16 protein-coding genes are annotated in these 19,071 nt (G+C 46.4%); 12 read left to right on the top strand and 4 right to left on the bottom strand.

Going from position 1 to position 19,071, the window contains the following annotated elements; all coding sequences use genetic code 11:
• The first annotated feature begins 5 nt into the window (after nucleotides 1-5).
• The 3 genes from WH46_RS08090 (at nucleotide 6) to WH46_RS08100 (ending at nucleotide 3,868) form a co-directional block, all read left to right on the top strand.
• Complete coding sequence (locus tag WH46_RS08090; protein WP_046226342.1) at nucleotides 6-1,526, top strand: sugar ABC transporter ATP-binding protein; 1,521 nt, start codon at nucleotides 6-8, stop codon at nucleotides 1,524-1,526.
• An 11-nt stretch (nucleotides 1,527-1,537) separates the two neighbouring features.
• The gene (locus WH46_RS08095) at nucleotides 1,538-2,713 is read left to right on the top strand and encodes a sugar ABC transporter permease (protein WP_017812209.1); all 1,176 of its coding nucleotides are present in this window, start codon (nucleotides 1,538-1,540) and stop codon (nucleotides 2,711-2,713) included.
• A 297-nt stretch (nucleotides 2,714-3,010) separates the two neighbouring features.
• The gene (locus WH46_RS08100; RefSeq protein ID WP_269430614.1) at nucleotides 3,011-3,868 is read left to right on the top strand and encodes an aminoglycoside phosphotransferase family protein; all 858 of its coding nucleotides are present in this window, start codon (nucleotides 3,011-3,013) and stop codon (nucleotides 3,866-3,868) included.
• Nucleotides 3,869-3,950: 82 nt separating this feature from the next.
• Here the strand turns inward: WH46_RS08100 and WH46_RS08105 are convergent, their stop codons facing one another.
• The 4 genes from WH46_RS08105 to WH46_RS08120 all read right to left on the bottom strand — a co-directional run bounded on the left by WH46_RS08105 (nucleotide 3,951) and on the right by WH46_RS08120 (nucleotide 8,013).
• Complete coding sequence (locus WH46_RS08105; RefSeq protein WP_046226343.1) at nucleotides 3,951-6,233, bottom strand: carboxypeptidase-like regulatory domain-containing protein; 2,283 nt, start codon at nucleotides 6,231-6,233, stop codon at nucleotides 3,951-3,953.
• On the bottom strand, nucleotides 6,223-6,591 hold the full coding sequence (locus WH46_RS08110; RefSeq protein WP_046226344.1) for a hypothetical protein: 369 nt from the start codon (nucleotides 6,589-6,591) through the stop codon (nucleotides 6,223-6,225). Before WH46_RS08110 ends, WH46_RS08105 begins: the two co-directional genes overlap by 11 nt.
• Nucleotides 6,588-7,052, bottom strand: coding sequence for a sigma-70 family RNA polymerase sigma factor (locus WH46_RS08115; RefSeq protein ID WP_231584311.1), 465 nt, complete (start codon nucleotides 7,050-7,052; stop codon nucleotides 6,588-6,590). Before WH46_RS08115 ends, WH46_RS08110 begins: the two co-directional genes overlap by 4 nt.
• Before the next feature lie 142 nt (nucleotides 7,053-7,194).
• On the bottom strand, nucleotides 7,195-8,013 hold the full coding sequence (locus WH46_RS08120; protein WP_156172237.1) for a hypothetical protein: 819 nt from the start codon (nucleotides 8,011-8,013) through the stop codon (nucleotides 7,195-7,197).
• A 277-nt stretch (nucleotides 8,014-8,290) separates the two neighbouring features.
• Here WH46_RS08120 and WH46_RS08125 point away from each other — a divergent pair, with 277 nt between their 5' ends.
• The 9 genes from WH46_RS08125 (at nucleotide 8,291) to WH46_RS08165 (ending at nucleotide 18,949) form a co-directional block, all read left to right on the top strand.
• Nucleotides 8,291-9,847 (top strand): ABC-F family ATP-binding cassette domain-containing protein, encoded by a 1,557-nt coding sequence (locus WH46_RS08125; protein WP_017812215.1) that lies wholly within the window; start codon nucleotides 8,291-8,293, stop codon nucleotides 9,845-9,847.
• Between the two features lie 161 nt (nucleotides 9,848-10,008).
• Nucleotides 10,009-10,413: an NUDIX domain-containing protein gene (locus WH46_RS08130; RefSeq protein ID WP_046226347.1), complete on the top strand. Its 405-nt coding sequence runs from the start codon at nucleotides 10,009-10,011 to the stop codon at nucleotides 10,411-10,413.
• Between the two features lie 371 nt (nucleotides 10,414-10,784).
• Entirely contained in the window at nucleotides 10,785-11,513 is a 729-nt protein-coding gene (locus WH46_RS08135; RefSeq protein ID WP_017812217.1) for a YebC/PmpR family DNA-binding transcriptional regulator, read from the top strand.
• 182 nt (nucleotides 11,514-11,695) lie between these two features.
• Nucleotides 11,696-12,352 carry an S-layer homology domain-containing protein gene (locus WH46_RS08140; RefSeq protein WP_052714159.1) on the top strand — a complete coding sequence of 219 codons (657 nt, stop codon included), beginning with the start codon at nucleotides 11,696-11,698 and terminating at the stop codon, nucleotides 12,350-12,352.
• A gap of 213 nt (nucleotides 12,353-12,565) precedes the next feature.
• Nucleotides 12,566-13,609: a threonine aldolase family protein gene (locus WH46_RS08145; RefSeq protein ID WP_046226348.1), complete on the top strand. Its 1,044-nt coding sequence runs from the start codon at nucleotides 12,566-12,568 to the stop codon at nucleotides 13,607-13,609.
• A 112-nt stretch (nucleotides 13,610-13,721) separates the two neighbouring features.
• Nucleotides 13,722-14,675 carry an MBL fold metallo-hydrolase gene (locus tag WH46_RS08150; protein WP_046226349.1) on the top strand — a complete coding sequence of 318 codons (954 nt, stop codon included), beginning with the start codon at nucleotides 13,722-13,724 and terminating at the stop codon, nucleotides 14,673-14,675.
• A 117-nt stretch (nucleotides 14,676-14,792) separates the two neighbouring features.
• Nucleotides 14,793-15,260, top strand: a complete 468-nt coding sequence (locus WH46_RS08155; RefSeq protein ID WP_046226350.1) for a DinB family protein — start codon at nucleotides 14,793-14,795, stop codon at nucleotides 15,258-15,260.
• Nucleotides 15,261-15,488: 228 nt separating this feature from the next.
• Nucleotides 15,489-17,018, top strand: coding sequence for a serine hydrolase (locus tag WH46_RS08160; protein ID WP_046226351.1), 1,530 nt, complete (start codon nucleotides 15,489-15,491; stop codon nucleotides 17,016-17,018).
• 95 nt (nucleotides 17,019-17,113) lie between these two features.
• Complete coding sequence (locus WH46_RS08165; RefSeq protein ID WP_046226352.1) at nucleotides 17,114-18,949, top strand: UbiD family decarboxylase; 1,836 nt, start codon at nucleotides 17,114-17,116, stop codon at nucleotides 18,947-18,949.
• The last annotated feature ends 122 nt before the right edge of the window (nucleotides 18,950-19,071 follow it).

Here is a 19,071-nt window from a genome sequence, read left to right on the forward strand (position 1 = left end):
CAGCAGTGAGTGAGAATATTCTGGAAATGCGCAATATTTCCAAAAGCTTCACAGGAGTCAAAGCCTTATCCGACGTGAACTTTCAGGTTGCCAAAGGCGAAATTCACTGTCTGATCGGCGAGAATGGCGCAGGCAAATCAACGCTGATGAAGGTACTGAGCGGCGTTTATCCATACGGCACGTATGAAGGCGATATCATTTATGAAGGCAATGTAATGAACTTCAGCCGGATCAGTGACAGTGTCAAAACAGGTATTGTCATTATTTATCAGGAGCTGGCTCTTTTCCCGGATCTGAGTGTCTATGAGAATATTTTTGCCGGTAACGAAGTGAAGCGTGGAGGCATTATTGATTGGAACGAGACGATTATCAAATCCAGGGAAATGCTGCAAAAGGTCAAGCTGAATGTAAACCCGGAAACTCCGATTCGCGAGTTGGGCGTCGGTAAGCAGCAGCTGGTTGAGATCGCCAAAGCACTGAGCAAAGATGTGAAGCTGCTTATCCTGGATGAGCCGACAGCGGCGCTGAATGAAAATGACAGCGAGAATCTGCTCGAGCTGCTGCGCGATCTGCGGGATCAGGGCATTACCTGTATCATGATTTCCCATAAACTAAAAGAAGTCATCTCTATCGCAGACAAAGCCACTGTACTACGTGATGGTAAAACGATCTGTACACTGGATGGTGCCAAAGGTGAGATCACAGAATCGTCCATTATCAAAAATATGGTTGGACGGGATATCGAGGATATTTATCCAAAACGTCCGGACAAGAAGTTCGGCAGTCCGATTCTCGAAGTGAAAAACTGGAGTGCTTATGATCAGGAACTTGGTCGTCATGTCGTCAAAAATGTAGACATGCACGTCAATAAAGGCGAGATTATCGGTATCGCCGGCTTGATGGGCTCGGGACGTACCGAATTTGCACTCAGCGTGTTTGGTAATCCCAAGAATTACAAGCTCGAGGGCGAACTGCTGGTTGATGGCAAGACAAGATCATTCAAGCATACCAGTGACGCGATTCATGCAGGCATTGCTTATGTAACAGAAGATCGCAAAGGTGATGGACTGTTCCTGATTCAGGATATCAAAAGCAATGTAACCGTCGCCAATCTCAAACAGATCTCCCCAGGCGGTGTAGTTAACGAAAATGAAGAAGTTCAGGTAGCCAGCGGCTACAAAAACTCCATGTATATCAAAGCCTCATCGATAGAACAGACCGTAGGCAATCTGAGCGGTGGTAATCAGCAAAAAGTATCACTTGGTAAATGGCTGTTTGTCGGACCGAAGCTGCTTATTCTCGATGAACCGACGCGCGGTATCGATGTAGGAGCGAAGTTTGAAATCTATACGATTATGAATAAGCTGATCAGCGAAGGCATGAGTATTATTATGATCTCCTCCGAGCTTGGAGAAGTACTTGGCATGAGCGACCGGATCTATATCATGGCTGAAGGCAAGATCAAGGGTGAATTGACGGCTGAAGAAGCCGATCAGGAAAAAATAATGCACTTTGCTACACAATAGGGGGCTAAGCCGTGAATTTCTTTACTGAGGCAAGATCACTGCTCAAAGTAAATATCCGTGATTATGGTATGTACATCGCATTATTCGTTATTATGCTGACTTTCTCGATTATGACGGATGGTCTGTTTATGTCTTCCCGTAATATCAGTAATTTGCTGGATGCTACAGGTTATATTGCCGTACTCGCAGTCGGCATGACGCTGGTTATCGTTATCCGGCATATCGATCTCTCGGTCGGCTTTGCAGCCGGTTTTATGGGAGCGATTGCAGCCATTTTGCTATCGCAGATGGGTGTACCCTTTTATCTGACGATTCCGATTATTCTTGTACTGGGTATCGTTATCGGTATGTTCAATGGTGTATTGGTTGCTTCGATCGGTATCCCATCATTCGTATCCTCCCTGGCAGGAATGCTGATTTTCCGCGGCGCTCTGCTGCAGGTGACGGAGAAGACAGGTACAATCATTGTTAAAGACGATAACTTCAATGCGATCGGTAATGGTTATTTGCCGGCTATTGCACAAATCGGTGGTCTGAATCTGTTGGCTCTGATTATCGGAGCCATTACTATTCTGTTCTTCATTTATTCAGAAGCAAGCAAGCGCAGACAAAAGATCAAGTACAAGTTCGAAGTTGTATCCAATCAGATCTTTGTTGTCAAAATGTTATTTGTATCCGCTATCATCGCATATGTGACATGGATTCTGGCGGGATATAACGGTTTCTCTTGGACCGTTGTTATTACACTGGCCGTTGTTATCATCTATCACTTCCTGACTACCCGAACTGTGCTGGGTCGTCACATTTATGCAGTGGGCAGTAATCCGGAAGCGGCACACTTAAGCGGAATTAACGTAAAGAAGATTACGTATATCGTATTTGGTTCTATGGGTATGCTGTCTGCATTATCCGGTATTCTATATACTTCCCGTCTACAGTCTGCAACCACTACAGCAGGTACGCTGTTCGAGCTTGATGCGATTGCTGCTGCTTATGTCGGCGGTGTATCCGCAGCAGGCGGCGTGGGTAAAGTAACCGGCTCCATCATCGGTGCACTGGTTATGGCTTCACTCTCCAGCGGGATGAACCTGCTCGGTGTAGGAATCTCGTATCAGTATATGATCCGTGGTGCAGTACTGGCACTGGCTGTTATCTTCGACGTCATGACCCGTAAGAAGAGAGGTTAATCATTCGCAGCATCGCTGGTAGATCTGATTGTTTCTCTATTCTATGTAGGGTTAGTAGGTGCAATGCTCATTTAATCTGTAATACATGCTGAAAAAGCTGGTTTGGCCGTATGCCTATACCAGCTTTTTTGCATGCTAATCAGGACAGACATCGGCTATTTGGTTTATGATAAAAGGATGTAATATATAGATCTGAATAATGGGGTGAATACGGTGGTTGTTCCAATCCTATCCAAACATACCGTTCGGAAATTACTGAATATACTTGAGGAAAACTATACATTTGATCATGCGCTGGTGCTAGATAAGGGATACTCGGATACCATGAAATATACACTTTACCATACCAATCGTCCTGTATATTTGCTGCGAATATACCCACTGAACGAGTCTATTCGCTGTACACTGGAACATCGCTATTTGCATCAGCATTATCAAAACGGAGTACAATGCCAGCAGCCGCTGACTATGCAGATACTGCCCGAGCTGAATTGCTGCTACCTGTTACTGGACTATCTCAGTGGAGAAGATGGAGAGAACGTGTTGCCACACCTCCCGGTAGATGAGCAATATCAGCAGGGAAGAGCTGCTGGTCAACAGCTGCATATCATACATCAAGTGATACCTGACGAGCCGATTGATTGGGCGAAGCGACGCTACAACAAATACATACAGAAAAAGCAGCAGGCGAGACAGCTTGATCTTCCCTTTTATCGTCAAACCGAGCTGGAGCAGTATATTGAGCAAAATGTAGATCTACTGTGCAATGACCGTGTGGTATTTCAACATGATGATTTTCATCCGGCTAATTTGATTTTTGAGAATGGGCAGCTATCCGGTATTATCGATTTCAGCCGGTTCGACTGGGGAGACGCGTGGGAGGAATTTTTCAAGCTTCCCAAGTATACCTGTGAAGTCAGTACACCTTTTGCCTGCGGACAGGTAGATGGCTATTTTCAAGATACAATTCCCGATGCTTTTTGGCCGCATTATAATCTGTATGTCGCATTGAATCAACATGCGACATTGATTGGTGGTCTTCAGCATCATGCGCCATCCTATGTACTGGACAAAATCCGGCATACCATAGAGACGCATGATTTTGCAGGTCAGGGACCGCCGGCTTGGTATGCCAAAACAGGAGCACAGCGTTGATGACGCCATGCTCCTGTTTTTTTGATGAATGAATCGTATGTGTTGAATGAATCGTATGCGTTGATCGAGATCAATAGAATGATCATCTTACTTCCAGTAGAGCTTTCATAAACTTTTGCATAATTGGTGTATCCTTCGACGATTGAGAAGCCCATGGCTTTAATCGATCTTCATGTCCCTGTACGTACCATCCCAGCTTCTGCTGAAGTTCCTGATCATATCGTGCTGTATTGGAATACTGTTTGCGTTCTGCCTGCATATCCTGCAGCAGGTTAGTCCAGAAATAGGCAGCTTGTTCGGACTCATGCTGAGGATATTGTTCTGCAAGCGCGAGCGCACTCTCCAGCGTATGATCCATATATAGCCGGTTCGCAATATAACTTCCGACAAACCGGTGATCAGGGTCTTGCTGCATAGCCAATTTGAACTGTCGATCGGCTTCCTGCAGCTTGTTTTGTCTCATCAGGGCGACCGCATATGTAGATCGGTCATAAGAGTTCAGTGCTATTTCATTTTCACTGGGATCACTATCATTCAGGGCAAGATATAACCCATGATACTTATTGTACGCGGTCCAGTCCTGTTGTCGGTAATAATAATCGGCCAGAGTATAAGCATCTTGACTGCTCGGAGAGAGGGTTAGCTGTCGCTGCATCAGCTTGATGTATTCAGCCTCTCCCTCTGTATTTTCCATAATGGACTGTTTGGTACTTAACAGGCGTGTCAGCATACGCAGTGCATGAGTATCCTGCGGATTGGCAGCCACATCCTGGCGATAAGCAGCTAATGCTTCTTCCGGCTTTTTGTCCAGCAATATGCGGTCTGCTGGCGTTAATATACGATTCTTCAGATAGAAAAAGGGGAGATTCCCCATACTCTCGCGTGTTAATCGGTATCCGCTGCTCTGACTGATCTGCTGACCGTTTGAGTCATAGGCAATTACATTCCATGACAACCGTCCGTTGGGATTCATAAATGACAGCATAGACTCCGGCACAACCGAATCAAAATCTCCGGAAGATCCATAAGAGAATCCCATCGACATTCGGTACAGCTCTTCTGCCGTTATCGTTAGAGAAGGAGTACGAATGTTTTCTTTGACTACACTACGCGTACTGCCATTTGGATACTGTATACCACCTTCAAGATTATAATAGGCAGCGCCCTTTACAGGCTGCCAGCTGAAAACAATCTGATTATCTGTAATTATCTGATCATTCACGGGCTGCTTGAGCTGAATCAGCGGCTGAAGTACGGTATTCTGCTGCAGCTGTTTCCCTTTTGTCACATGAATCCAAGGGTCAGCAGGAACCTGCCAAGTCCAGCCATCTACCTGTTGAAAGGAAAGGCCTAACCGCAGCTGATAGAATCCGGGCATTACCGCATGAAAAGCATAACGACCCTTAGCATCTGTCATTGTATGATAAGGACCCGAATCGAATACATTGGAAGAATAGGAGTTCAGATCGCCCTCGGCAATCAGGAATACACCTGCACCAGCCACAGGAGTGCCATCGCTTCGTTTCAGAGTTCCCTGTATAGTACCTGCCGTGTATTCATCCATCCGGATGGCTGTCTGGATGGTTTGCTGCATTCGAGTTAAAGGCGTGTAGCCCATGCTGCTCGCCGGATCACTTCCGGAAGAATAGCTGTTTTCTTTTAATTCCTTAATGGCATCGGTGAGGACAGCCAGTGCCTGGTCTGCTTGGTGATCAGTATACAATAGACGGGCATGAAGCAATGCATATGCAGCGTTCAGATCCGTATTTTGGGAAAGGGTCTCCGGATGAATCTTCTGATAAACTTCTTTGGCTCCATCTGCATCACCTTCATTAAGCAGACGACCGGCCTGCAGAATAGCAAGCTGACTGCGCTGCTCGGATGGTGTAGGGAACCTGGCCATTGCTTGTTGAAGTGCCTGATCGGCTTGCTGTTGTTGTCCAAGTGAATCATACAGGAAAACAAGCTGCTGTGACGCGTCTTCCAGCTCATATCCAGGTGTGGATTGAGCAATATATTCATTCAGTAGATCGATTTGTTCTGCTGGTTGTAGAGGGGAGGCAGATTCCGAATCGCCTCCTGATTGACTGGAATTGGAACCGATATAGACATCAAAAGAAAACGGAGTGTAACTGCCTCCGCTGCCTATAACCTTTTGACGAATTATATTTATTCGTTCCGGAGCAGAGGCTTTGGCGAGGTCTTCCAGTAATTCGGTTCGTTGTTCAGCCAGCGATTGATTGGTCCGACCATGTAACCAGGCGGATACCTGCGGTATCATTAATATATAAACAGTGGACGAGATTAGCAGGAGAGGCAGTAGAACGTATAGTACGATATGCTTTACTTTGAATTTAACTCTCATCCTGCTTCACCGCCTGTTCATATTGATCCTGCCAGTACGTGTTACCACCTATTTGTATAAGCTGCCGCTGCGAACTTGATGAAGAAGAACTTGCAGGATCTTGGACAGAAGGAGACGGATCATTGAATAGGATCAAAAAAGCTGCAAAAGTGGCAGCTGTAAGAGCTCCTGCAATACCTGCAGGTCGCAGCGATATATCAAATTCATAATTCCACAGGGCATGTATTCGGGAGCGCAGGCTCTCCGGATGGGTCTGATGAAGGACATGATCATGTCCCTTGAATTGAATCGATTGCAGTTCATGCTCCAGCTGCTGCCGGATCTGCTGCTGTTCATTCGGTGAGTGATCGGATGTCATTGTTGTTCCTCCTCCCATAGACGACGCAGCTGACTGCGTCCCCGGGCTAGTCTTGATTTGATCGTATTTTCCTTGCTGTCCAGCTGGTCGGCAATCTCTTGTATACTCATTTCCTGAAAATAATAAAGTACGATACATTCACGATACATATAGTCAAGCTGCTGTACAGCCTGAACCAGCTTATGTTGATCTATGTATTTAATAGCAAGCTCATCGGCTCCGGTAGCAATTGTCATATCCGTATCCGGCAGTTCTTCGGCTCCGCCGCCGGGAAAAATGTTGCGCCAGCTCCATGTACGCTGCTTCATTCGGCAGCGATTAATTACGATACGAACGAGCCAGCTTTTCAGTTTATGGTGGTCGTTCAGCTGACCGATACTACGGTAAGCCTGAACAAATGTATCTTGTACGGCTTCTTCAGCAGCCTGCTGATCCTTCACCAGCAGAAATGCTGTCCGCATCAATATATCTCCATAATCATTCATTAACAGACGAAGAGCGGCCTCATCCCGGTTCTTCAGTCTATCGACAATATCCAGATGAAACTCCCCCTTTATAGATTAGGATGCGTGCTGGAGCATCATGGTTGCATGAAATATACAATTAATTATGATTTTGTTCCAAAACCAGTGTTCCTTGCTGCAGATTGAGTCGATAGGTGAAAATGTCATACAGCTGATCATTATGCTCACCACCGGGTCCCTGCGGAAGACGCATCACCAGTCGATTATGCTCATTGCCCGGTTGGATAAGGGGAGTATTTCCTGCACTATAATGGCTGCCTTGCGGAGTGACGAATCGAAGAGCCACAGCCGCACCGTCCGACTTCCGTATTGCAAATGCAGTATACTCCAGAGCATGCCCATCCCGGTACTGGGGAGCAAGCAAATACAGATCGGCTTCATCCAGGGTGACTTTTGTAAAAGCAGCCGGTTTGAAGCTTGGTTGTATAAACATCATATCCTGATAGCTCGTCAATACCTGTCGTACGTCATGATGAGTATAGATGACCATATAATTACCATGAAAAGTCCGATCAGCCGCTTCACCGTAATTACTGGGAGCTCCCAAACGTCCTACCCATTCAGGACCGGCAGAGATGACTTGTAGCGATCCATCCGTAGTCTGTACAAATGCCCGGACAGATCGTAATGGATTCAAATATTCAATTTCATCCAAGATCTTGGTCTGATTAAGGACCTGTGATGAGAGTGGTGCAGTGTACCTGTCATTTTTTGAATTGTTATCCGCTGTGAGGGTAGAGTCTTCATTATGAACCAGAACCGTACTTTGCCCGCTGGAATTGTTGGAGGAGGAAGCAATAGTAGAGGCAGCATCTGATACGGATTGTGAAGCGCAGCCAGTGGCTAGCATACTGAATACACCTAACCCGAGTAGCAATGATCGTGGAATGTTATACATCAAGTCACCTGCTTTCCATTTTATTTCCAAACCAGCATAACGCATTTGATATTCAAAGGAATGACAGAATTGTATTCGGCATTTTATTCATCTGTTTGCTGGCCTGTTATTCAATCCCTGTATATGACTGCCGATAATTCCTGTAAAATAAGCTTTTCATTTTTGAATAATTCCGTTGAGTTGTCCGTCAATAATCTCTATAATAAGACAGGATGAGCTTACTGACCCAATGGGGTGTAAGTACGAAGGAAAAAGTCTAACAGAAAAGGTGTAATGAATGAGCATATTAAATGTAGAAAAACTCAGCCACGGCTTTGGTGACCGGGCTATTTTTAAAGATGTATCTTTCCGCCTGCTTAAAGGCGAACATATTGGATTGATCGGCGCCAACGGTGAAGGTAAATCCACGTTCATGAATATTATTACCGGCAAATTACAGCCGGATGAAGGTAAAGTAGAATGGTCCAAACGTATGCGTGTCGGTTATCTGGATCAGCATGCTGTACTGGAAAAAGGCATGACAATTCGTGATGTACTGAAAAGTGCATTCCAATACCTGCTGGATATGGAGCAGGAAATGAATGAAATGTACGGCAAAATGGGTGATGTGACTCCCGAGGAGCTGGAAGACTTGCTGGAGCAGGTTGGTACGATCCAGGACACACTCACAGCCCAGGACTTTTACCTGATCGATGCCAAGATTGATGAGACCGCGCGTGGTCTGGGTCTTACCGATATTGGTCTGGACAAAGATGTGAACGATCTGTCCGGCGGACAGCGTACCAAAGTATTGCTGACCAAGCTGCTGCTCGAGAAACCCGATATTTTGCTGCTCGATGAGCCGACCAACTATCTGGATGAAGTGCATATTACTTGGCTGACCCGTTACCTGCAGGAATACGAGAATGCTTTTATTCTGATTTCTCACGATATTCCATTCCTGAACAGCGTTATTAATATCATCTATCATATGGAGAATCAGGAACTGAACCGCTATGTTGGTGACTATGATTACTTCCAGGAAGTCTACGAGATGAAGAAACAACAGCTGGAGTCTGCCTTCAAGCGCCAACAGCAGGAAATTTCCCAGCTCAAGGACTTTGTTGCACGTAACAAAGCGAGTGTCGCTACCCGTAACATGGCGATGTCCCGTCAGAAGAAACTCGACAAAATGGATGTTATCGAACTGGCACAGGAAAGACCGAAGCCACAGTTCAACTTCAAAGTCGGCCGTACAGCCGGCAAGCTGATTTTTGAAACGAAGGATCTGGTTATAGGTTATAACGAGCCGCTGTCCCGTCCACTGGATCTGCGTATGGAGCGCGGTCAAAAGATTGCACTGGTGGGTGCCAACGGTATTGGTAAAACAACACTGTTGCGCAGTATCCTTGGTGAAATCCAGGCGCTTTCCGGTACAGTCGAGCGCGGTGAGCACCAGCAGATCGGTTACTTCGAACAGGAAATGAAGTCGGATAACTACAATTCCTGTATCGAAGAGATCTGGAACGAATTCCCATCTTATTCCCAGTTCGAAGTGCGGGCAGCTCTGGCCAAATGCGGCCTGACTACCAAGCACATCGAGAGCAAGATCGCTGTTCTGAGCGGTGGCGAAAAAGCCAAAGTCCGTCTGTGCAAGCTGATTAACCGCGAGACCAACATTCTCGTACTCGATGAGCCGACTAACCACTTGGACGTCGATGCCAAGGACGAACTGAAACGCGCACTGCAAGCTTACAAAGGCAGCATTCTGATGATCTCTCACGAACCGGAATTCTACAAAGACATCGTGACCGAGACATGGAACTGTGAATCCTGGACGACCAAAGTATTCTAATACCAATAAAATACAGCAATGATTACAGATATACACAGTAGCAATCATTAGCTGTACAATGGCTTTCCTGTTTATCCAATCCTGTCTGATTTCTGCTCAGACAGGATTTTGTTTTATACTCATCTATATATTCCTGATCAACAGAAAAAGGAGATTGATCCATGTCTATCGTCATCGGCGTTGGAGCCGTCATACTTAATGAACAAAACGAAGTGCTACTGATTCTGCGCGGCAAGGAGCCGGAAGCAGATAAATGGAGTATCCCTGGAGGCAAAGTAGATCCCTACGAAACCCTCCAGCAGGCTGTGATCCGCGAAGTAGAGGAAGAAGTGAATCTCCGTATCGAACCCGGAGAACTAATATGCACCTCAGAGCTGATCAGCCAATCTAACGAACAGCACATCCTGTCCCTCATCTACAGCACCCGGACAACGACAGGCACAGCCATCAACCGCGAGCCCGATAAACTCTTGGATATGAAATGGTTCCCTCTAACCAACCTGCCACCCAATATCGCTGTGTTCTCGACCCAGGCCCTGCTGCTCACCCACCAGCAGCTTATATAGAAGTATTCGTTTATACGCGTTACCCAGAAACTGCTTAAAAATCGAAAAGAAAAAGTGGAAGTGAAAGGTAAATAGATAGATACCATACTATCATCTCCCAGCACAGAGCGAAGAAAAGGGAATCCTGCCAGAAACCGACATTTAAGAATGGATATCCACCGCCATCAGGGATCCTTGCAGATATCCATTCTTAACCAGAGGCCACCGGCAGGATCCCTTTTCGCTACGTAGTCTCTAGATACGCTACCAACTGTTTCTTTCACCCGAGCCACCAACGAATACGCCAAAATGAGCGAAATATTTTCATTAACCTTCAAAACAGGTTATAATAAATAGCGTATAAATTCACAATTAGAAAGAGAGCGAATTATATGGGCCGTAAGTGGAATAATATCAAGGAAAAAAAAGCCAATAAAGACGCCAATACCAGCCGAATCTATGCCAAGTTCGGTGTGGAGATTTATGTAGCAGCGAAAAAGGGTGAACCTGATCCCGTATCGAACAGTGCTCTGAAAGTCGTGCTGGAACGTGCAAAAACATATAATGTACCCAAAGCGATCATTGATCGTGCGCTGGACAAAGCCAAAGGCAGCGGAGAAGAGCAGTATTCCGAACTGCGTTACGAAGGGTTTGGTCCAAACGGAGCAATGATTATCGTCGATGCACTGACGAACAACGTAAACCGTACCGCTCCGGAAGTTCGCTCTGCCTTTAACAAAAACGGCGGCAACATGGGTGTAGCCGGTTCTGTAGCTTACATGTTCGATTCGACAGCCGTTATCGGTGTGTCCGGTAAAAGTGAAGAGGAAGTGCTGGAGATCCTGATGGAAGCGGATGTGGATGCACGCGATATCGTGCAGGAAGACGAGTCTGTTATCGTCTACGCCGAGCCCGATCAATTCCACGCTGTACAGGAAGCATTCAAAGGCGCAGGCATCGAAGACTTTACAGTCGCTGAATTGACCATGCTGCCGCAAACTTTTGTTACTCTGCCAAATGAGGAAGCTGAAGCTCAATTCGACAAGCTGATCGATGCGTTGGAAGATCTGGAAGATGTGCAGCAAGTCTACCACAATGTAGAGTTTGCAGACGAGCAATAAGATATCCCAGCAGGTTGTAATTTGCATCTATCTGGATGCAAGGTCTTGCACTCATTATATTCAAAAAGCAGCATAACCGGAGATAATCTGGATATGCTGCTTTTTGGTATATAGTCGTTTTTTGCTGTCAGCAACTTTTGGAAGCGTATTCCCGTCTGGTAGACATACAGGAGGCGATACATGTGAAGAAATTAATCATAACTACATCAATAGCTCTGCTGCTTGGTAGCACGAGTCTGCATAGCGCAATGGCATTTGATGATATCAATAACGCGCAAGGCCAGACGATTCAAGAGTTGCAGCAGCAGGGAGTGTTGAGTGGTATGGACGGCAACCATTTTGCACCGGAAAAAGATCTTAGCTATGCACAGGCAGTGACTATGCTGGTGAACGCATTTGATCTGAATCTGGACGCCATTCGATTTATCAAAATGCCTGTACCGACGGATATGTACAAAAATGCAAAAGACAATGCCTGGTACGCGGATGCATTAGTTAATAGTTATTATAATGATGTGAAGCTGCCACAGGACGTACATCCCGGTGCTGCGATTACACGTGAAGAATTTGCTGGCCTGCTCATGAAGACGCTGGAAAGTAAAGGAAACTTCCCGATGATAAAACTCGAACCGGTGACGATTAAAGATACTAACCAGCTGAAGCCGGAACTGCAAGGAGCCGTACAGCGTATGCTGCATTATCAGATCGCTAAACTGAACGTAGACGGAACCTTTCACCCGCAGTCGGCGATTACTCGCTGGGATGCAGCGCAATGGCTGGCGAACAGTCTGAAGCTAATGGAGCAAAAAGGAACGACCAACACTGACCCGACCTCTTAACAGATAGCTCTGCCTTATTCGCTTTCTTCATTACATGATCAGACCGCTGCACAATGGAGAATCGGTACTCCGCTGTCAGCGGTCTCTCTTTGTCTTCTGTTCAGCGTCCTTATCATCCGCAGTGCATTTCCGGCTGGTTATCCTTGGATTCGTATACTACAATGGAGAAGGCATAACTATTGCATCGACAATATTCTACTGAGGTGACATACGATGATCAGCTTTTTGAATGATTACAGCGAGGGTGCTCATCCCGATATTATGCAGGCATTGCAGGATACCAATCTGGTATCTACTATAGGCTATGGACTGGATGAATATTGTACGCTGGCTGCAGACCGGATTCGTGAAGCTATACAGTCGGAGCAGGCGCAGGTGCATTTTCTGGTCGGCGGGACACAGGCTAATCGTGTGCTGATTTCTTCAGCGCTTCGTCCGCATGAAGCGGTTATTACTGCGCTGACCGGTCATGTCGTAGATCATGAGACCGGAGCGATTGAAGCCTCCGGTCATAAAGTACTTACCATTCCTGCACCGCAGGGTAAGCTAACGCCGGAATTGGCCGAACGACTTCGAGCAGCTCATAATTCCGAGCATATGGTCAAACCGCGGATGGTATACGTATCTAATTCTACCGAGATTGGCACATTCTACAGCCTTCAGGAACTGGAAGATCTGTCTGCTTACTGCCGTACCCATCAATTATATTTCTTCCTTGATGGTGCGCGTCTGGGCTCGGCACTGACTGCGCCGGGGAATGATGTGACACTCTCGGATCTGGCAAGACTAACAGATGCCTTTTATATTGGTGGAACCAAGAATGGCGCATTGTTTGGAGAGGCACTTGTCCTCGTGAACCCGGCATTGCAGCAGGATTTCCGCCATCACATCAAGCAAAACGGAGCTATGCTCGCCAAAGGCAGACTGCTGGGTATCCAATTTGCCGAACTGTTCCGGGATCAGCTGTACTTCCGGATTGCGGCTCATGCCAATGCGATGGCTGCCCTGCTGAAGCAGGCGATCACCCAGGCAGGATATTCGTTTATGATCGATTCGAATACAAATCAGTTGTTCCCGATTCTGCCGAATGAGATACTCGAGAAGCTAAGATCTCGTTATCTGTTCAGTCACTGGGAGAAAGTCAGTGATACACACAGTGTGATCCGCTTGGTTACCTCCTGGGCGACATCTGAGGAAGATGTACAGGCATTTGCAGAAGAACTGCTGTCAGTCAGCGGAGCAGCTGTTAGCAAATAAAACGTTTCTTATCCAAAATCATAGAGTGATTCGTACACTTTACGTTCCATGATACCGCCGTGCAGATGATGCACCGGAGTGTATCCGACTACTTCATCATGAAGGAGAACTTATGGTTAAGCGACTCGTCAGATTGGCAGATCACGTATTTCGTCTTTCCCTGCCTCTGGGAGATGGGAAAGTGAACAGTTATTTATTTGAAGGAACCAAAGGATATACGGTAGTGGATACCGGAGTAAATGATGAGGCGACTCGCCGGGAATGGCAGCAGCTCATCGATAATGGAATGATCATCGAGAAAGTGGTGATTACCCATGGTCATCCGGATCATATCGGTCTGGCCAAATGGTTCCGGCAGGAAGTCGGTGTACCGATCATCTATTCCAAAATTGGCTGCGAGCGGATGAAAAAGTATCATGAGCAGTGGCAGAAATTGTCCGAAGATGATCATACTCCGTACGCATTTAACGTCAAATACGATGGACCAGAAGTATCTGCCAAGCAATTCTATCGCCATATGGGCGGCAGCTTCTTGGAGCCGGATCAGCTGTATGGACATCGTGACAAGATTATGCTTGGAGATCAGGAGTATGAAGTGATCTGGACACCTGGGCATGCTTCAGATCACTTCTGTTTCTGGAATGCGGAGCTGCGTATACTGCTTTCTGCCGATATGGTATTTGCAGATACCGCTCCGATGGTTCCTTGCTGGACGGAAGAGGACAAAAGCCCACTGGAAGAGTATTTCCGCTCTCTGGACCAGATCAGGGACTATCCGGCAGAACTCGTACTGCCGGGACATGAGCATATTATTCATGATCTGGGTCAGCGTATCCGAGATGTGCGCAATGCGCATCACTTCCGTATGCAGCAGCTGCTGGGCATGATGGACAAGGAAGGCAAAACAGCAGGCCAGCTCTGCCGGGAACTGTATGGACACCGGCACACGAGCACCCAGGAGCTGCTTGAATTCTATACTGCCTTGTCGCGGCTTATGTACTTGCAGCAGGAGGGATTTGCAGATTCTTATGTGCATAATGACCGGGTATATTTCAGGAAAATCTAGTATGATCAGTCTTCAGTTCTACTGCTCATTCCATGATAAACAGGAGGCTCGTTGGACAATGCTCCTGACCAAGGGGTAAGATAGGAGAGGACGCATACTTATTTACAGGAGGTAATTATGTCAAACTCATTTATTTTTACATGGACAACAAGAAACCGCCAGAATATTCAGAAATATTTTGAGAACCTTCCGGAACAGCATAGAACAACTGTCCCACAGGGATTCAATAACAATCTTCACTGGCAGATGGGCCATATTGTTACTGTAACAGACGGTATTGTATATGGCTTTGCCGGCAAAGAACCAAAACTTCCCAAAGCGTATTCCGAATTTTTCGGACCAGGTACCAAACCCGCAGAATGGAATGGCGAACCACCAGCATGGGATGAAATAATCAAGGTACTCAATGAGCAGCCTGAACAGCTTCGTGAAGTATTCGCAGACCAACTCGATACACCTGTAGGCAAAGCCGATAATTTTGCAGGTGCCAAAGTCATTAATGATCTGCTGGAATTGAATCTGTCCCATGAGTCTTCCCACAGCGGGATGATCAATGCAATGAGCCGCCTGCTAAAGCAGGGTTAATCCAAAAGGTATTATAGTGCTTGGTCTGTATGAACAATATATCCTTAAATGGTCTATTATTCTTACAGTAGAAGGTAACTCGAATAAACAACAAATAGATACAGTAGATATATTACAAAAGGCAAGTGCATATACCGGCTTGCCTTTTTGTATGCTTGTTAAACAAACAACAAATAACAAATAAACTAATAAGCAAGTACATCAACTTACATAAAAGGAATTGAAAAAATGAATAATTCATATGAGTCAGTAAAGCGTTCCGGAAAGGTATGTATGCTATATGCTGTTATTATATTCAGCTTGATTAGTGGAATTCTCGGTTCCCGTGTCGAGAAGAGCTATGCCGAAGAGCGGCAGCTACCTTCTTTTGCACCTGCAGAGGTCGATCAGTTCATGCAGCAGACGATGAAGAAGCTGCATATCCCGGGAGCATCCATAGCCATTGTTCATGGCAAAAAAATTATATATACCCAAGGATATGGCAAAGCAGATCGTTCAGGACAGCCTGTAACACCGGCAACTCCTTTTGTGATAGGTTCTATGAGCAAGTCAGTTACAGCTGCAGCTATTATGCAGCTGGTCGATGAGAAGAAGATCAAGCTGAGTGATCCGGTACAGCAGTATCTGCCGGGATTCCAACTGGCAAATAAACAGGCAGCACAGCAGATAACCATTGCTGATCTGCTGCATCAGACGAGTGGATTGTCACAAGTTGATGGAATCAAGGCAATAACCGAAGGTTCCGGCTCGATCCAGCAGCATATTCGAAGTCTGCAAAATGTCCAGATACGATCCATCCCAGGCCATTCGTTTGAGTATTCCAACCTAAACTATAATATTCTGGGTGGTATTATAGAGACCGTATCGGGTCAGAGCTATGCAGACTATATTAGAAGTCATATTTTCCAGCCGCTTGATATGGCACATAGTTATGCATCCCGAAAGCAGGCACAGCGTGCGGGAGAAGATTATCAGGGATATCAGCCGATACTGGGCTGGATGCTGCCCACTACGCAGCTGGATCACAGCGGCACTGTGCCTTCCGGCTACCTGATGTCCAGTGCCGAAGACATGGCTCATTTTCTGGTTGCCCAGATGAACAAAGGGCAGTTCGGGAGCAGACAGTTGCTGTCTGCAGCAAGCCTAACAGCGATGCATACACCTGCTTCGGATATGGGCGACGGTAGTCATTATGCCATGGGATGGGTAGTGGAAGGCCGTACACTTGCACATAATGGTTCGACAGAGAACAGTTACTCCAAAATGATGATCGATGGAGATTATGGAATAGTTGTACTGACCAATTCGCTGGATTACCTTGATTCCGGATCTTACGAAGGCATCCTGACCGGTATTCAGCAGATCATACATCACCAATCTCCCGAACCGGTAGGCAGAAGTACAACTACAAGTGCAATATACATGATGATTAATGTCATAAGCATATTATTGGTACTGCTGGTGATCTGGAGACTAATTCGCCTTTTCCAAAAAGGGCTACGTTCATCTGCCAGCAAAGCGTATTCAATTCTGCGGGTGATCGTGATTATATTACTCCAGATTACCCTGCCTGTCTTATTGATCGGGTATGCTGGTATGGCGCTTGTATCATGGCCGGTTATTCTGCTATTTCTGCCCGGTATCGGTCACGCTTTTCTGATAGGTCTGGTTCTCTGGATCTTGCTGGGTCTGTTCAAGCTGATATGGCTGATTCGACATAAAGGCCATTCCAGACGCATCAGACGTTCCTATCCGTAACGAAACCGCCTTTTGTCTCCATGTGAAAATGCGACTATAATGGTATCATATGCGCATTATCCAAATAACAGCCGATCATGAATGGAGATAAATTTATGTACAGCAACCTGCAAGAGTGCCTAATGGATCTGGAACGTAATGGTCATCTGATCCGGATCAAGGAAGAAGTGGACCCTCATCTGGAGATGGCTGCGATTCACCTAAAAGTATATGAAGCCGGTGGTCCGGCATTATTATTTGAAAATGTAAAAGGAACACGATTCCGTGCAGCATCCAATATATTCGGTACAATGGATCGAAGCCGGTTTATTTTCCGCAGCACCTGGGCATCCACCGAGAATATTATCGCGCTGCGCAGTGATCCGATGAAGGCGCTCAAGAACCCTTTTGGCAATGTGAAAAATGGACTTGCTGCCTTTAAGGCACTGCCTTCCAAAAAAGCAAACGGGCTGCCTGTCACTGCACAGGAAATTCAGATTAGCGATCTTCCCTTAATCCAGCATTGGCCGATGGATGGCGGCGCTTTTGTAACGCTGCCCCAGGTATACAGTGAAGATCCGGACAAGCCGGGAATCATGAACTCCAATCTGGGTATGTACCGCATCCAGCTAAATGGTAATGATTATGAGCTGAATCAAGAAATCGGCCTGCATTATCAGATTCACCGTGGCATTGGAGTGCATCAGTCAAAAGCCAACAAATTGGGACAACCGCTCAAAGTAAGCATTTTTATCGGCGGCCCCCCGGCTCATACGCTGTCTGCCGTCATGCCGCTACCCGAAGGACTGAGCGAGATGACTTTTGCCGGTCTGCTCGCCGGACGACGATTTAATTACAGCTATATCGACGGATATTGTGTCAGCAACGACGCTGACTTTGTGATTACCGGCGAGATTTACACGGATGCGACCAAGCCGGAAGGTCCCTTTGGTGATCATCTGGGCTATTATAGCCTGGCACACCCTTTTCCGGTAATGAAAGTACACAAGGTATTCGCTCGTCATGATGCGATCTGGCCATTTACCGTGGTCGGGCGTCCACCACAGGAAGATACGGTATTTGGTGAACTGATTCACGAATTGACCGGTGATGCAGTCAAACAGGAGATTCCGGGTGTGAAGGAAGTACATGCCGTCGATGCTGCTGGTGTGCATCCACTGCTTTTTGCGATCGGTAGCGAGCGCTATACTCCGTATCAGAAGGTCAAGCAGCCGGCAGAGATTCTGACCATAGCCAACCGGATTCTGGGAACCGGACAAGTGAGTCTGGCCAAGTATCTGTTTATTACAGCAGAAGACCAGATTCCGCTGGATACACACCGGGAAAGCGATTTTATTGGATATATTCTGGAACGTATGGACCTGCATCGGGATATTCATTTCCAGACCAATACGACGATTGATACACTGGACTATTCGGGCACAGGGCTAAATACAGGCAGTAAAGTAATCTTCGCTGCCTATGGGGACAAACGCCGCGATCTGTGCCGCGAAGTGCCGGAAGAGATGAATCACCTGCGTACGCTGTTCAATCCACGTCTTGTTATGCCAGGCGTAATCGCTGTGCAAAGTATACCATTTACCGATTATGCATCTGTACGCCAGGAGCTGGCGGATATTTGTGCCAGTCTGGAAGCGAGAGGTCCACTATCGTCGGTACCGATGATTATCTTGTGTGATGACAGTACGATGGTGAGCGAGACACTTAGCAATTTCCTATGGGTGACCTTTACCCGCAGCAATCCATCTCATGATATTTATGGAACCAATAGCTTCTACGAGAACAAGCATTGGGGCTGCGATAATATGATTATCGATGCACGGGTCAAGCCGCACCAGGCACCGCCGCTTGTACCGGATCCAGCTGTAGAACAGAAGATTGAGCGTCTTTTTGCCAGTGGAGGCAGTCTGAGCGGGATCAAGCTGAAATAACCCGTATAGCCTACCAGAAGCATCAACTGTTTGTGAGAGGGCTATCATGCCAATAGAATACTCAAAATAAAAGCATATACATCTATATCTGGAATAATGAAAAGAACAGCTGCGATAGTGGG

This window comes from Paenibacillus dauci (genome assembly GCF_000971985.1).
Taxonomy (GTDB): domain Bacteria; phylum Bacillota; class Bacilli; order Paenibacillales; family Paenibacillaceae; genus Saccharibacillus; species Saccharibacillus dauci.